Source organism: Oceanobacillus sp. M60, from assembly GCF_053839645.1.
This window is the reverse complement of sequence record NZ_JBSSNH010000002.1, coordinates 632,199-647,858: the sequence shown is the minus strand read 5'-3', so window position 1 is coordinate 647,858 and position 15,660 is coordinate 632,199. Positions and strand designations below refer to the sequence as shown.

At 39.5% G+C, this 15,660-nt stretch carries 14 protein-coding genes; all 14 read left to right on the top strand.

Going from position 1 to position 15,660, the window contains the following annotated elements; translation table 11 throughout:
- Positions 1–29 precede the first annotated feature (29 nt).
- The 14 genes from yqfD to dnaG all read left to right on the top strand — a co-directional run bounded on the left by yqfD (position 30) and on the right by dnaG (position 15,644).
- Positions 30–1,247 (top strand): sporulation protein YqfD, encoded by a 1,218-nt coding sequence (gene yqfD, locus ACW0TQ_RS07395; protein WP_455725458.1) that lies wholly within the window; start codon positions 30–32, stop codon positions 1,245–1,247.
- Positions 1,248–1,249: 2 nt separating this feature from the next.
- Positions 1,250–2,221 (top strand): PhoH family protein, encoded by a 972-nt coding sequence (locus ACW0TQ_RS07390; protein ID WP_042534828.1) that lies wholly within the window; start codon positions 1,250–1,252, stop codon positions 2,219–2,221.
- Positions 2,222–2,474: 253 nt separating this feature from the next.
- Entirely contained in the window at positions 2,475–4,592 is a 2,118-nt protein-coding gene (locus tag ACW0TQ_RS07385) for an HD family phosphohydrolase (protein WP_052485091.1), read from the top strand.
- Positions 4,592–5,056: an rRNA maturation RNase YbeY gene (gene ybeY, locus ACW0TQ_RS07380; RefSeq protein ID WP_042534826.1), complete on the top strand. Its 465-nt coding sequence runs from the start codon at positions 4,592–4,594 to the stop codon at positions 5,054–5,056. Before ACW0TQ_RS07385 ends, ybeY begins: the two co-directional genes overlap by 1 nt.
- Positions 5,046–5,408 carry a diacylglycerol kinase family protein gene (locus ACW0TQ_RS07375; protein ID WP_042534824.1) on the top strand — a complete coding sequence of 121 codons (363 nt, stop codon included), beginning with the start codon at positions 5,046–5,048 and terminating at the stop codon, positions 5,406–5,408. Before ybeY ends, ACW0TQ_RS07375 begins: the two co-directional genes overlap by 11 nt.
- A gap of 16 nt (positions 5,409–5,424) precedes the next feature.
- Positions 5,425–5,559 carry a hypothetical protein gene (locus tag ACW0TQ_RS07370; protein WP_281422728.1) on the top strand — a complete coding sequence of 45 codons (135 nt, stop codon included), beginning with the start codon at positions 5,425–5,427 and terminating at the stop codon, positions 5,557–5,559.
- A gap of 531 nt (positions 5,560–6,090) precedes the next feature.
- On the top strand, positions 6,091–6,993 hold the full coding sequence (gene era / locus ACW0TQ_RS07365; protein WP_455725457.1) for a GTPase Era: 903 nt from the start codon (positions 6,091–6,093) through the stop codon (positions 6,991–6,993).
- A gap of 334 nt (positions 6,994–7,327) precedes the next feature.
- A complete protein-coding gene (locus tag ACW0TQ_RS07360) occupies positions 7,328–7,489 on the top strand; it encodes a YqzL family protein (RefSeq protein ID WP_139089150.1) in 162 nt (53 codons plus the stop codon).
- Between the two features lie 121 nt (positions 7,490–7,610).
- Entirely contained in the window at positions 7,611–8,357 is a 747-nt protein-coding gene (gene recO, locus ACW0TQ_RS07355; protein WP_256704813.1) for a DNA repair protein RecO, read from the top strand.
- A 383-nt stretch (positions 8,358–8,740) separates the two neighbouring features.
- The gene (gene glyQ / locus ACW0TQ_RS07350; protein WP_042534818.1) at positions 8,741–9,619 is read left to right on the top strand and encodes a glycine--tRNA ligase subunit alpha; all 879 of its coding nucleotides are present in this window, start codon (positions 8,741–8,743) and stop codon (positions 9,617–9,619) included.
- A gap of 1 nt (position 9,620) precedes the next feature.
- Complete coding sequence (gene glyS, locus ACW0TQ_RS07345) at positions 9,621–11,696, top strand: glycine--tRNA ligase subunit beta (protein ID WP_455725456.1); 2,076 nt, start codon at positions 9,621–9,623, stop codon at positions 11,694–11,696.
- Positions 11,697–11,962: 266 nt separating this feature from the next.
- The gene (gene ccpN, locus ACW0TQ_RS07340) at positions 11,963–12,592 is read left to right on the top strand and encodes a transcriptional regulator CcpN (protein ID WP_455725455.1); all 630 of its coding nucleotides are present in this window, start codon (positions 11,963–11,965) and stop codon (positions 12,590–12,592) included.
- A gap of 30 nt (positions 12,593–12,622) precedes the next feature.
- Positions 12,623–13,432 (top strand): pyruvate, water dikinase regulatory protein, encoded by an 810-nt coding sequence (locus ACW0TQ_RS07335; protein ID WP_042534812.1) that lies wholly within the window; start codon positions 12,623–12,625, stop codon positions 13,430–13,432.
- A 400-nt stretch (positions 13,433–13,832) separates the two neighbouring features.
- Positions 13,833–15,644, top strand: a complete 1,812-nt coding sequence (gene dnaG, locus ACW0TQ_RS07330) for a DNA primase (protein ID WP_455725454.1) — start codon at positions 13,833–13,835, stop codon at positions 15,642–15,644.
- Positions 15,645–15,660: the final 16 nt, after the last annotated feature.

The window sequence follows — 15,660 nt, the reverse complement described above, 5'->3', positions numbered from 1 at the left end:
GGATAGCAGATAAGCAATGGGAGGTTGAAATGAAAAAACAAAATCCGCCGTCGATACGTGCTTACGTTACTGTTCGTGTGAAAGGTGTCAAACCGGAATTATTTCTGCAAAAATGTGCCAGCAAGGGCATCCCTATTTGGGATGTAAAAAAAATAGATGCTGCGTGCTGTGAGGCTACAATTATGTTTAAAGATTTGGGAGCCTTAAGAAAGTTAAGGAGAAACTCTTTGTATAAAGTTTCCTTTGCCGGTCAAAAAGGCTTTCCTTTTTTTCTTTCGAGGCTCAGCCGAAAAAAATTCTTACTTGCTGGTATTTTTACTGGTTTTTTATTTTTTTTCATTTTGTCTAATTTATTATGGTCTGTTCATATCACTGGCGTGCCAAAAGAAATTGAAGAAAAAATAGAAACAGAGCTGGAGGCGTTTGGAGTGTATCCCGGTGTCTGGTTATTCTCTCTTGCTACTCCAAAAGATATCCAACGCCAGCTCTTAAATGAAGTTCCGGAGCTGCTCTGGACAGGCGTTCAGCTTCAAGGGACCTCATTGCATCTGGAGGCTGTTGAAAAAACGATTGTGGAGGAAATCCCCCCTGGAGAACCAAGAAATTTAGTGGCAACGAAAAAAGGCGTTATCACTAATATGTATGTTTCTAGAGGACGAGCTGAAGTAAGTGTGAATGATTACGTGGTTCCGGGGAAAATATTAGTGTCTGGTAAATTAAATACGGAGGAAGGAGAAGATAATACAGAAACGGAAGAAGACCCGGACAAACCAATTGCTGCAGAAGCAGAGGTGTTGGCAAATACGTGGTATGAAGTTCATGTCACTGTGCCACTTCAATACCAGACAGAAGAGATAACAGGAAATCAGAAAACGAAGCATTATTTGCGTTTTGGTGATGTACAGCTTCCATTTTGGGGATTTAAAAACCCTGATTATTCCCATTCACAAGAGGAGCGGAAAGAACAGCCCATTCATTTTTTAAAATGGGAGCTTCCTTTCTCTTATGTTTCCAGTGAAATTAGTGAGACAGAAAAAACAGATGAAGAGCGATCCAATGAGGAAGCAATTAAGGCAGGGGTGGAGCAGGCTAAAATACAATTATTAAATGAACTGGGGCCAGAAGCGACGGTATTATCAGAAAAAATTTTACATGAACATATAGAGCATGGTAAAGTTGAATTAGTCTTATATCTTTCGGTAGAAGAAAATATTGTAAAAGAAGAACTTATTATTCAAGGAGACTGATTATGCCCGAAAACTTAGTGGATATTGATTTACAATTAGAAGGTGCCAATGAAGCACTTGCTTTATTTGGTACAAATGATAAACATTTAAAACAGCTGGAAGCTTTACTTGATGTAGACATTATATCCAGAGGCGAATCCATCCGCGTTTCTGGAGAGAATCAAGCAGTGCAGTTAGTACAAGAGATTCTGCTGACTATTTTAAGCGTTATCCGGAAAGGACAGACAGTTTCGGAACGGGATGTTGTCTATGCTGTAGACTTGGCAAAAAAAGGTAAGATAAAACAGTTTGAAACGTTATTTGAAGATGAAATTACAAAGAACTATAAAGGAAAGTCCATTCGTGTAAAAACACTTGGACAGAAACAATATGTCCAGGCAATCAAATCAAAGGATCTTGTCTTTGGCATAGGCCCGGCAGGAACAGGAAAAACGTACCTGGCTGTGGTTATGGCCGTTCATGCGATGAAGAACGGACTGGTGAAAAAAATTATCTTAACTAGGCCGGCAGTCGAAGCCGGTGAAAGCCTAGGGTTTTTGCCAGGTGATTTAAAGGAAAAGGTAGATCCTTATTTAAGGCCATTGTACGATGCTTTGCATGATGTATTAGGCACAGAGCATACAGCTCGTTTAATTGAAAGGGAAACGATTGAAATTGCGCCGTTGGCCTATATGCGGGGCAGAACCTTAGACGATGCTTTTGTTATTTTAGATGAAGCCCAGAATACAACACCGGCTCAAATGAAAATGTTTCTGACGCGCTTAGGGTTTGGCTCGAAAATGATTATTACGGGAGATATGACACAAGTAGACCTCCCGAAAGGTATCGTATCCGGATTAAGGGTTGCTGAGCGGATGCTTAGCCCAATCGAAGGCTTAGCCTTTGTTCATTTGCAGGCTGCTGACGTAGTGCGCCACCCACTCGTTCAAAAAATAATAAATGCTTACGAAACAGAAAGTGAGAACGAAGGGTGAGACAAAAGAATGTCTCATCCTTGTTGTTCATCATAAAATTAATCTCTGATTAACGTTTAGATATCCATGCTGCATATGGACAAAGTTTTTCAAAGGCTTTTTAGAGCTAATGATGGAAAATTAAGTAAAAATATCAGGTGAACAGTATGTGACTTTGTTGTTTTGCTATGATCAAGGAATTCACTTAATTTTAGATAATTTCATCCCAATCCGTTGGATGGAAGTGGTAAAATAAAAAGAGGAGGTGAAGGTGTTGAAAAAAAGATGGAAGAAAATACTTCCTTTTTTTAAAAATAATCGAAAATACTTTATTGCGATTGTCCCGGCTCTTATTATAGGAGTACTTGTTTTTCTGACGTTATTAGATAATGTACGTACAGATACATATGATATTCAGCGTTTTGCTGTTTCTGAAGAGACAATACGTTCCCCGATAACGATTGAAAATAAGCAAGAAACGGATCAGCGAATCAGGGAAGCAGTCAATGCCGTTCCTGATCGGTACAGCATTTCCGAAGAGGTGACAGAGGAGCGATTAAATTATGTAAACGAAATTTTTGACGCTGTATTAACCATCATCGCGGAACATGATGAAGGAGCTTTAGAAGAGGTATATGAAGAAGAAGCAGTTGAATTAAGAGCGTTACTATCGGAAGAAATTCGTTCAGAAATTTCGGAAGATGTGCTCATTTCCTTGCTGCAGCAGCCGGAAGAGGACTTGGAAGAAGCGGGGGCAGTATTTTCCGAGAGTTTGGAAAGCGTATTAGAGCAAGGTATCAGAGCAGAGAATATTCAATCTGGAATTACCAATATAGAGCGTGATTTAGCTTATTCGGAAATGAATGAAGGTTTACAGGAAGATTTAATGGAGTTAGCAGAATTTGCGGTCGTAGAAAATGCTTTCTTTGACTATGAGGCAACGGCTCAAGAGAAGAAGGACGCCGCAACACTTGTGGATCCTGTTGTTATTCGTGCCGGTGAAACCATTGTTCGCGAAGGCCAGACCATTACAAATGAAATCTACGAGCAGCTGGAGCTGGTAGGCGTATTATCACAGGAGGGCAATATTTACCCAATTCTGGCGTTGGGATTTTTGGCAGCGATAATTGCATACTTTTTCGGGATGGAATGTCTGCAAATTGCAAAAGATAAGAAATGGAACCTTCTGCCGATTGTAGCTGTTTCCCTGTTAAGTGCACTGGCTATTTTTGTTATGAAAATCCAAAGTTATTTCTTTGACCAGTCAAATGCACTCTATTTGGTAACACCTATTGCAGCTATTGCTATTTTATTAAAAGTATTAATCGGCGATCGTTCAGCAGTACGTCTCAGTATCTTATATGCAATTTTAGCAGCATTTATGTTTAACAGTTATATTGCCGGAATGCTGCACGTCGAAGCGGCTATCTATTTCCTTTTTTCTCAGCTCGCCGCAATTGTGTTAATGAAGAAATTAAGTGAACGCCTTGTTATTTTAAAAACAGCGATTGGACTGATTTTAATTCATTCTGCTGTCATTATCTTATTTCTATTCCTGTCCTTTGAAAAATATACGTGGTTCGATGTCTTTTTATACCTTGGTTTAGGGATAGTTGCAGCTTGCCTTTCAGCTATTTTGGCAATTGGATTATTGCCGTTGTTCGAAAGCTTTTTAGGTATATTGACAGATATGAAACTCCTGCAATTATCTAATCCTAATCAGCCGCTGTTAAAACGGCTGCTGGTGGAAGCGCCGGGAACGTATCATCATTCGGTAATGGTAGCCAACATTAGTGAGACTGCCTGTGAAGCGGTGGGAGCAAATGGTTTGCTGGCACGTGTGGGCGCTTACTATCATGATATTGGCAAAACTGTGCGGCCGGCCTTTTTCATTGAAAATCAGATGCCAAATAAAAATCCACATGATAAATTGCCGCCTAAGGAAAGCGCAGATATTATTATTCGCCATACAACTGATGGAGCAAATTTGTTAAAGGCGCATAAAATGCCTAAGGAAATCATTGATATTGCGAAGCAGCATCATTCGAATTCTTTAGTGCAATTCTTCTATATGAAAGCAAAGGAGCTGAATTCGGAAACAGAGGAAGCAGATTTCAGATATCCCGGGCCGAAGCCGGAAACAAAGGAAACGGCGATTGTCTGTATTTGTGATTCTGTCGAGCCGGCAGTCCGTTCCTTGCAGGAACCGACACCGGAGACGATTGATTCCATTGTGTCATCGATTATCAATGGCAAAATTTCAGATGGACAATTAGATAACAGTCCTTTAACATTAAAAGAGTTAAAAATCATTCAACATACGGTTTGTGATTCTTTGAAAGGAATTTTCCATTCTAGAATTCAGTATCCGAAGAAGGAAGGGGATAAATAATGCTTATTGATTTTCAGGATGAAACCAATGCTGTGTCTGATGAACATAGAGCGCTTGTCGAAAAGCTGCTGACCTTTGCCGGAAAAGAAGAAAAAACAGCTGCTGAAGCGGAAATTTCAATCAGCTTTGTGGATAATGAACAAATTCAAGTAATCAACAGAGATTATCGGGATAAAGATAAACCGACGGATGTTATTTCATTTGCAATGCAGGAAATGGAAGACGAAGAACTTGAAATTGTTGGCGAAGGGCTGCCGGTTGTACTGGGAGATATTATTATTTCGATAGATAAAGCCAAAGAGCAAGCGGAAGAATACAATCACAGCTTTGAGAGAGAGCTGGCCTTTTTAGCGTTACATGGATTCTTACACCTGCTTGGGTACGATCATATGAATGCAGAAGATGAGAAGGAAATGTTTCAGAGACAAGACGAAATTTTAGGTGCATTTGGCATTGAAAGATAAGAAAAGAGTTGTTGGATTCCGTTATGCTTGGGCAGGGCTGAAAACGGTGGTGAAAAAGGAGTCGAATTTCCAGCTGCATCTTGCCGCTATGACGATTGTAGTTGCAGCAGGCTTCTTTTTCCATCTTTCTCTCATCGAATGGGCGGTTATTTTATTAACCATTGGTTTAGTGCTTATCACTGAAATGATAAACAGTGTCATTGAGCGGGTCATGGATTTTATTCAGCCGGGTTATGATGAAAGAATAAAGGAAATAAAGGATATTGCAGCTGGTGTTGTCCTCGTGACGGCGCTGATATCCGTTGTAGTCGGAATACTTATTTTTGGTCCTAAAATAATGCAATTTATATAATAGTATGATAAAAATAATGTTTATTGAACGATTATCCAGCTTTATAACGTTATTAGCAGATGTGGTTGTCATCAGGCCTTTTGCCGGCAACCGTGTTGCGTTAATGCAGTTAAGAAAGTCTGAAATTAACTGTCAAAAGGGAGGAGCTTGACCAAGCTCCTCCCTTTTTGTAATTCATTGTATGATTGTTAAAGGTTTTGTCGATATAGTGAAACTAATTAAAAAATGTAGTATGATAGGAAGTAAGCAAACAATGAATACTCCCGCCACTTCATTTCTAAAGAAATTGGAAGTGTGGGTTTCTGGGATGTCGACTTTCAAGATGACGATTAACCGCCAGTGGAGTTGACACATCGGTGTGCTAAAAACACCCAACCCCGCTATCCCATTGGTCCTGCCTTTGGGGCTACTTTTCAGCTTACCTGAGGTTCACACATTTGTGTGCCTTGGCTGACATATTTGGCTTGAACATTTTACGTGGCAAAGCAACGATTCTCGCCACAACCTGCAATGTTCAGTTTTCAAAGAGCGTCTTTCAAGAACATTATAACATACGAACTTAAGTTCGTGAATGCAAAAAGGCGATTCATCTCTCATTTACTCATTGGATTTTACCCTGCACATTCCTTGAGGTTGGGAGTCCTCTCGCCTAATCAAGAATAGAAATTCGGAGGAAAACAGCATGACAAATAATTTCAAATCAGGCTTTATTGCTATTATAGGCAGACCAAATGTTGGAAAATCAACATTCATGAACCGGGTGATTGGTCAAAAGATCGCTATTATGAGTGATAAGGCACAAACAACACGAAATAAAATACAAGGTGTTTTGACAACAAAGGAATATCAAATGATTTTCATTGATACACCGGGAATTCATAAACCGAAGCACCGATTAGGAGATTTTATGGTACAGGTGGCAGAGAATACCTTGAATGAAGTAGATCATATTTTATTTATGATTAATGCGGATGAAGGTTACGGCCGCGGGGACCAATATATTATTGATTTGCTTCAAAAAATAAAACAGCCGGTATATCTGATCATTAATAAAATCGATAAGATTCAACCGGAAAAGCTTATGCAGCTGATTAATCAATATAAGGATTTTTATGAATTTGAGGAAATTATTCCTATTTCTGCATTGGAAGGGAATAATGTAGATCATTTACTAGAGGTGCTCGCTAAGCAATTGCCGGAAGGTCCGCAATATTATCCGGAAGATCAAATCACGGATCATCCGGAAAGGTTTGTTATTTCTGAGCTTATCCGCGAAAAAGTATTGCATCATACGAAGGAAGAGATTCCGCATTCGATTGCCGTTGTCATTGAAAATATAGAGAAGAACGAAAATGATAAATTATTGGTACAAGCAACGATTGTTACGGAAAGAAGCTCTCAAAAAGGTATTTTGATTGGCAAGCAGGGCGGTATGCTGAAAAAAATCGGCCAGCAATCACGCTGCGATATCGAAGCATTGCTTGGGTCTAAGGTATATTTAGAACTTTGGGTGAAAGTGAAGAAGGATTGGAGAAATAAACAGAATCAATTACATGAATATGGCTTCCGGCTTGATGAATATTAAAAGATATGGCAGACCGGATACGCTGTTTTGATTCGTTTTTTGAATATCCTCTTAAAGATGGTAATATTTTATACTAATGAAAACGTCAAATCGAACCAACCTATAAAAGAAGCGGGGCATTCATGTCAGGCTGTCCTCTTTCGTCAGAAAAACGTCTTATTCGTTAAAGGAAGTCTTAAAACCGGATTTCGTATTCTTAGAATCCCTTCTGCAGTAAAGTCAAAGCTTTAGAAAATGCTTGGTTGCACTTGAGAAGTAAATAGAAAAGTTTTTTCTTTTCTATTTGTGATGAGTCAGTTACAGCAAAAAAATAATTAGAAAGGTGGGGTTTCTTGTGTTAGATGCAACATGGAATTTGTTTTATCAAACAGGAAACATTGAAACCTATTTATTATTAAAAGAACTAGAGCAGCAAGGACAATTAAGTCAGGAAAAAAGACAAAATGAAAATACCCAATCTTCTATGGGTGACGGTATAGATTTGCCATCTTTGTAACCATGTCGCTTGAAGCATGATAATTCCTGCGATAAAGTGAAGCTTATTCAGCCGGGGATTTTTCATCTCCCTGAAGGAATTTAGTGAAACTGTGATAACAAATGAGGGCGGGTGATTTTACGTGCTGGAACAGATAGATGGTATGGTATTAAAAACAAAAGATTATGGTGAAACACATAAATTAGTGACTATCTACAGCGGAAAGTTTGGTAAATTCCAAGCTCTGGCAAAAGGTGCAAAAAAACCAAAAAGTCGAATGGCTGCAGTTACTCAGCCATTCGTTTTTGCCCGTTTTTTTGTTTATCTTGGAAGCGGATTGAGTACGATTCAACAGGGAGAATTATTAAACTCCCATCGTAAGATACGCGAGGATTTTGTGAAGACGGCTTATTGCTCCTATATTGCAGAGCTTACAGATAAGCTGCTGGAAAACCAAAATATAGATCCGTACCTATTCGATCAATTTCAACAGACTATAGCTTGGATTGAAGAGAATGATCAGGCTGAAATCCCGATAATGATGTATGAATTAAAACTTTATAAAAAAGCTGGATTCGCTCCAGTGTTAAATCAATGTATCAATTGCGGGTCGACGCAGCAGCCTTTTGTGTTTTCTGTAGTGGAGGGCGGTTTCCTGTGTCCGAAATGCCGTCATCTGGATCTGGAAGCAATCGAGCTTGCGCCGAAACTGGCAAAGCTTCTCTATCTCTTTTCTGAAGCAGGATTAGAGCGTATCGGAACAATTCAAATGAAACCGGACAATGTGAAAATGTTTCAGGCTATTTTAAAAGCTTATTATGAACGCTATGGCGGATATTATATTAAATCCCGCAAGTTTCTGGATCAGCTCGATTTGTTTAAGAATTAATTGACAAGCTGCAGGGTAATGGAGTATGATTTGTACATAAATTAACGTATTTTAATTTTATACAAGTTGATAATTACATGATAACTGCAATGATGAAGAGAAGTACGGAAGCATATTCTGTAATAAGCGAGTCCGGGATTGGTGCGAGCCGGATGTATAGAGGCTTTTGGAAGGAACTTCGGAGCAGTATGAAAAAGAGGCTCTTGTTATGGAGAGCAAGTAGGGTGGAACCGCGGTTTAAGCCGTCCCTATGTCTGTCGTTCAAGCAGACATAGGGACGGCTTTTTAGGTTTTCAGCTGATAGCGTGGCTATAATGAGGTTTTTTATCATCACCAAAGGAAATACTTACAGTAAATTTCGATCCATTAAAGGAGTGGAGTAAATGAATATTCAAGAAATGATTTTAACATTGCAAAATCATTGGTCAGATCAAAATTGTATTTTAATGCAGGCATATGACACTGAAAAAGGTGCAGGAACGATGTCTCCTATGACATTGCTGCGAAGCTTGGGACCAGAGCCGTGGAATGTTGCCTATGTAGAGCCTTCCAGACGACCGGCGGATGGCAGATATGGGAAAAATCCGAATCGTCTGTATCAGCATCATCAATTTCAGGTAATCATGAAGCCATCTCCTGAGAATATTCAGGAACTGTATTTAGAGTCCTTGGAAAAATTAGGGATTGATCCGCTTAAGCATGATATCCGCTTCGTAGAGGATAACTGGGAAAACCCGACGCTTGGCGCAGCCGGTCTGGGCTGGGAAGTATGGCTGGACGGGATGGAAATCACACAGTTTACCTATTTCCAGCAAATCGGCGGTTTGGAAGCAAATCCGGTAACGGTCGAATTAACATACGGGATTGAGCGGTTGGCTTCATATATCCAAGATAAAGAAAATGTATTTGATTTAGAGTGGAATAATGGAGTGACTCTTCGTGATATTTTCTATCAGCCGGAATATGAGCATTCTGTCTATACATTTGAAGCATCCAATACGGATATGTTATTTGATTTATTTACGAAATATGAACAAGAGGCCAAAGCAGCCATGGAGAAAGGGCTTGTCTTCCCGGCATATGATTATGTTTTAAAATGTTCACATACCTTCAACCTGCTGGATGCAAAAGGGGTTATTTCTGTAACAGAAAGAACAGGCTATATCAGCCGAATTCGTAATCTCGCCCGCAGTATTTCAAAAATTTATGTACAAGAACGTGAAAAATTAGGTTTTCCGATGTTGAAAAAGGAGGCAAACTAGAGTGGCACAGGATGTATTGATTGAAATTGGATTAGAGGAGCTGCCTGCTCGATTTATAGATGATGCAGAAGCACAAGTATTGGATAAAACAATCAAATGGCTGGATGAACAGCGCATTTCCTATTCGTCTGCTGTCTCCTTCTCAACGCCGCGAAGATTGGCTGTCCTTATAGAAGAAGTGGCAGAAAATCAGGTATCCATAGAAGAGGAAGCAAAAGGACCTGCTTTAAAGATTGCCAAAGATGATGAGGGAAATTGGACAAAGGCCGCGCAAGGATTTACCAGAGGTCAGGGAAAAACAACCGATGATATTTATATCAAAGAGGTCAAGGGAACTTCCTATATCTATGTAAAAAAATTCATCGAAGGAAAAACAGTGCAATCGTTACTCCCGGAATTTAAGGATATTATTGAGTCCATCACATTTGGGAAAAATATGCGCTGGGCAAATGAAACATTGCGCTACGCCAGACCGATCCGCTGGCTGGTAGCACTTTATGGAAATAAAGTGATTCCTTTTGAGATTGCGCATGTGAAAACAAGTAATTTCACCTACGGACATCGTTTTCTCAGCGACAAGCTGACCATAGGGGAACCCAAGCAATACGAACAGCTGTTAAATGAGAATTATGTCATTGCAAATGCTGAAAAACGTAAAGAGAAAATTGTAGAGCAGCTGGATACACTGCAAACCAAAAATGGATTTCAGATTCCGGTGGATACAGAGCTTTTAAATGAAGTGAAAAACCTTGTAGAATATCCGACTGCTTTCGTAGGCAGTTTCGCAGATTCTTTCCTTGCTCTGCCCAAAGAAGTACTTATTACGTCTATGGCCGAGCACCAGCGTTATTTCCCGGTAGAACGAGACGGAGAGCTGCTGCCTAAATTTGTAGGAGTAAGAAACGGTGATGATTACGAATTGGAAACCGTCATCCGGGGAAATGAGAAGGTACTTCGCGCGCGTCTTGCGGACGCAGAGTTTTTCTTTGAAGAGGACAAAAAACTTTCAATTGATTTCTTCCAGGAGAAGCTGACCAGAGTTGTATTTCAGGAAAAGCTGGGTACGTATACAGACAAAGTAAACCGGGTTAAAAAAATTGCGAGTCATTTAGCTGAAGAACTTGCTTTAAAAGAAGGAAAAGAGATTGCCCGAGCTGCAGAAATCAGCAAATTCGATTTAATGACCAATATGGTAAATGAATTTACGGAATTACAGGGCGTAATGGGCGAGAAATATGCTGCATATTTTGGAGAAACAAAGGAAGTTTCTCAAGCCATACGTGAACATTATTTACCAAAACAGTCTCACGGTGAACTCCCTGCAACAACAGTCGGCGCCGTACTGAGTATTGCAGATAAGATGGATACCATTGCCGGCTGTATCAGTGTCGGACTTATCCCGAGCGGTTCACAGGATCCATATGGTTTACGAAGACAGGCAACGGGAATTTTACGTATTTTGCAGGATCAGCATTGGGATGTGACAGTAGAATCACTCATTAACTATACTTTATCTGTATTAGCGGATGCCGGTTTAACTGTAAATGCCTCTGCGAATGATGATTTGCGCACATTTTTTGGCTCCCGTGCTGCCTATTTGCTCCGTGAAGAGAACGTAGAATCAGATATTATTCATGCAATTACAGACAATCAGCTTGGCGTATTTCATTTTGCAGTAGATAAAGCACATGTTTTATCTGTGAAAAAAGCAGATGAAGCTTTTAAAAACTCACAGGAGGCGCTGGTGCGTGTTCTGAATCTGGAAAATAAGGTAGAGGATAAAAACCATGAAGCAGACGCTGCGCTTATCCAAACAGAATCAGAACAAGCATTATACGATGCTGTGAAATCTGTGAAATCAAATTATGCTGCACATTTAGAGGCACAAAACAGTGAAGCGGCATTACAGCTTCTTGCGGATCTTGCTGATAATATCCACGCATTCTTTGATCATAATATGATTATGGACGATAATGAAGAAGTAAGAAAAAATCGTCTATCTATGATTCATGAGCTTTCTATGCTTATTTTGCAATATGCGGATTTACGAAAAATAGCGTGGAAGCAGCATGCATAGAAATATAGGAAGACTTCTGCGATGACGACAATTAATCTAAACAATTTTACACTTTCTTCATTTTAGAGGATGTTTAAAAAGGTTTTCTCTCTTAAAAAAAGGTTTTTTAGTGAATAGAGTCGAATAGTAATGAAGGTACCATGCTTTAAATATGAAAAGCATGGTACATTATCCTTCAATATGCCAAATTTGATGCAGCTGATATCTGGAAAGCATCCTATTTATTATTTATTTGCAAATAATGCGGCAGTTTAGGTGGTGAAAAAGTGGACTTATCGAAAAGACAGCAGCGGATTATAGAAATAGTAAAAGCAGACGGTCCCATCACGGGGGAGCAAATAGCGGACCAGCTGGCGCTGACCCGGGCCACATTGAGACCGGACCTGGCTATTCTGACGATGGCTGGTTTTTTAGACGCACGTCCTCGTGTTGGCTACTTTTATACAGGTAAAACAGGTTCAGAATTGCTGACAGAAAAGATAAAGCGGTATAAGGTTCATGAATTTCAGCAGGTCCCAGTAGCTGTAAATGAGAAGGTATCAGTATACGATGCAATATCAACGATGTTCTTAGAAGATGTCGGCACACTTTTTGTTGTCGATGAAAATTCATGCTTGGTGGGAGTTCTTTCCCGAAAGGATTTGCTGCGTTCAAGTATGGGCAGGCAGGACCTGAACTCTATCCCTGTACCGATTATTATGACAAGAATGCCTAATATAACTGTTTGCCGAAAAAATGACCTGCTGGTCGATGTAGCTCATCAGCTTATATCCAAGCAGATCGATGGTGTCCCTGTAGTAAAAGATACCGAAAATGGTCTAGAGGTTATCGGCCGTATTACAAAAACAACGATGACGAAACTGTTGGTTGAATTAACAATGGAAGATACAATATAATTTTTTAGGTGCTAAGGGGAGGATGTCGAGATGAAGGAGCAGCAAGTTATTTATGTGTTATCTGATTCTGTTGGAGAAACGGCCGAGCTGGTAATTAAAGCAGGCTTAAGCCAATTCAAAAGCGGGGATTATAAAATTCAGCGTATTCCTTATGTAGAAGATAAAGGAACGATTGATGAATTCTTACAACAGGCAAAATTGAATTCAAGTCTTATCGGTTTTACACTGGTTAATCCAGAATTGCGAGCGCATTTAAACAAGCGTGCAGCTGAACTGGATATTGAAGCAATTGATATCATGGGTCCGACTATGGACGCCATGGAGCGTGTTTTTAGTGATCAGCCCCGTTTAGAGGCAGGACTTGTTCATAAACTGGACGAAGATTATTTCAAAAAGATTGAAGCGATTGAGTTTGCTGTTAAATACGATGACGGGAGAGATACGCGGGGCATCACCCGTGCCGATATCGTATTGATAGGTGTTTCCAGAACCTCCAAAACGCCACTGTCTCAATTCTTGGCACACAAACGCTTTAAAGTAGCAAATGTTCCGATTGTTCCAGAGGTAGACCCGCCGGAAGAGCTGATGATGGTCGACCCTAAAAAATGTATTGGTTTACGTATCTCTTCAGAAAAATTGAATGGCATTCGGAAGGAACGTTTAAAAGCGCTGGGACTGGGAGATCAGGCAACGTATGCAAATGTAAGCAGAATTGAACAGGAGCTCGAATTTTTTAATGATGTCGTTGAAAAAATTGGCTGTCCTGTTATTGACGTGTCTCATAAAGCAGTGGAAGAAACAGCAAACCAGATTATTAGAATGTGGCAAAGCAGACAATAATAATCATTTTAAAGCTTTGCAAGAGATATAATAACAGTATATTTTCAGGATAAAAATGGTAGGAAAAGCATTCTGTACGCAACTCTCACGGAATGTTTTTCTTTGTTCCATAGATTTATATACAAATTAATAGAAATCTATTAAAAAATATATTATAATGGTAAATCGTATGAGCAGATTTAAATAAAATGCAATTTTAATCATAATTTGCTCTGAAAAAGAAGGAATCTATGTATCCTTTGTAGAATCTATGTTAAGGCTATTTTTTTTGAGAATAAGAAAAAAATATGTCGAATCATGAAAAATGGAGCAACTAAGTTTAAAAAGGAGGATTTTGCATAATCTCTCTAAAATGTGTTTTAGCATCCTATAAAATCAAATAGAATAGTTGGTGGTAAACATGGCTAATCAAATACCTGAACCAATTATTGAGGAAGTGAAAAAAACCAATGATATTGTCGATGTCATTGGAGAGTACATTCAATTAAAAAAACAAGGTAAAAACTATTTTGGTCTATGTCCCTTTCATGGCGAAAATACACCCTCATTTTCAGTTACCCAGGATAAACAGATTTTTCATTGCTTTGGCTGCGGAAAAGGCGGAAATGTATTCTCGTTTCTAATGGAAATGGAAAATTTCACATTTTATGAGGCGCTGAAATATTTAGCTGACCGAAGCGGTGTAGAGCTGCCGACAGCATCCATTCCCAAAGAAACTTCTTTATCAGAGGAAACAGAGCAGATGCTCTCTGCGTATGAATGGTTGACAAAATTATATCATCATCTCATAAAGTATCAAAAAGATGGGAAGGATGGATTAGAGTATCTAAAAAGCCGCGGGCTTACGAAGGAGACGTTAGAAGAATTCCAAATTGGATATGCTCCGGATAAGCGCGATTTCACAGCGAAGTTTCTTACACAAAAAGGATATTCTAAACCATTGCTTTTGAAAAGCGGTATTTTAGCAGGAAACGATAATAATGAAGTCATCGACCGTTTTCGCGGCAGAATTATTTTCCCTATACGGAATGCATTGGGGCGCACTGTCGGTTTTGGCGGCAGAGCAATGCATGATGACAGCGGTCCGAAATATTTAAATAGCTCGGAAGGCGAACTTTTTCAAAAAAGTAAGCTTTTATATAATTTTGACTTGGCAAAGCGCCATATCCGAAAAGAAAATGAAGCTGTTTTAATGGAAGGCTATATGGATGTTATTTCTGTTTATCAGGCTGGCGTGAAAAATGTAGTGGCTACGATGGGGACCGCTTTGACAGAAACGCAGGCAAAGCTTTTAAACCGCTATGTCGATACGGTTATTATTTGTTTTGATGGGGATAGTGCAGGGATAGAAGCCCGTTATAAGTCGGCACTTCTATTGCGGTCGGTCGGCTGTGATGTCCGTATTGCCAATTTGGATGCAGAGGAAGACCCGGACAGCTACGTCCGGGAGCATGGAGGCGAAGCTTTTAAAGAAAGGGTTCTGCGCACAAGTGACAGTTATATGAGTTTCTTCATGCGATATCAGCGCAGACACTTCAATCTGCAGCTGGAAAGTGAGCGTATTGAGTATATCGAGCGCGTTTTAAAAGAACTTTCTATGATTGAGAGTGCGCTGGAACGGGAATATTATATTCAGGAATTGCATAAGGAATTTGATTTGTCTGTAGATACCTTGATGAGCCAGCTGGCTCAGTATCAGAAAAGCCAGCCTTCCGCGAAGGATAATCAGCGTGATAAGAGTTATACTAAGCCATATGTACCTGCAAATAAGAAAAAGTTATTTCCGGCATATGTTAATGCTGAAAAAAGAATTTTATCCTATATGCTTCAGGATGCCTATATAGCTGAAAAAGTACAATATGAGCTTGGAGCGGGATTTAATGTAAATGACCATAAAATTGTTGCAACACATTTATATGCTTTTTATGAAGAAGGTAATTCACCAGATATTAGTTTATTTATGGAGAGACTGTCTGATGAACATTTAAAGAATCAAGTCATTGAATTGGCGATGTCCAGCGATGTCCAGCATAGTACAGAGGAAGAAATCGATGACTATCTGCGAATGATTCATCGGGAGGCGGATCAAAGTCCGGCGAAAAAAAGCTTAAAAGAGCAGCAAAGGAAAGCGGAGCAGAAAAATGATCCATTGGAGGCTGCCCGCTTGGCAATGGAGTTAATCCGGCTGCAGAAGCAAAATAACGAAAAATAATTCAACAATTTGGAAG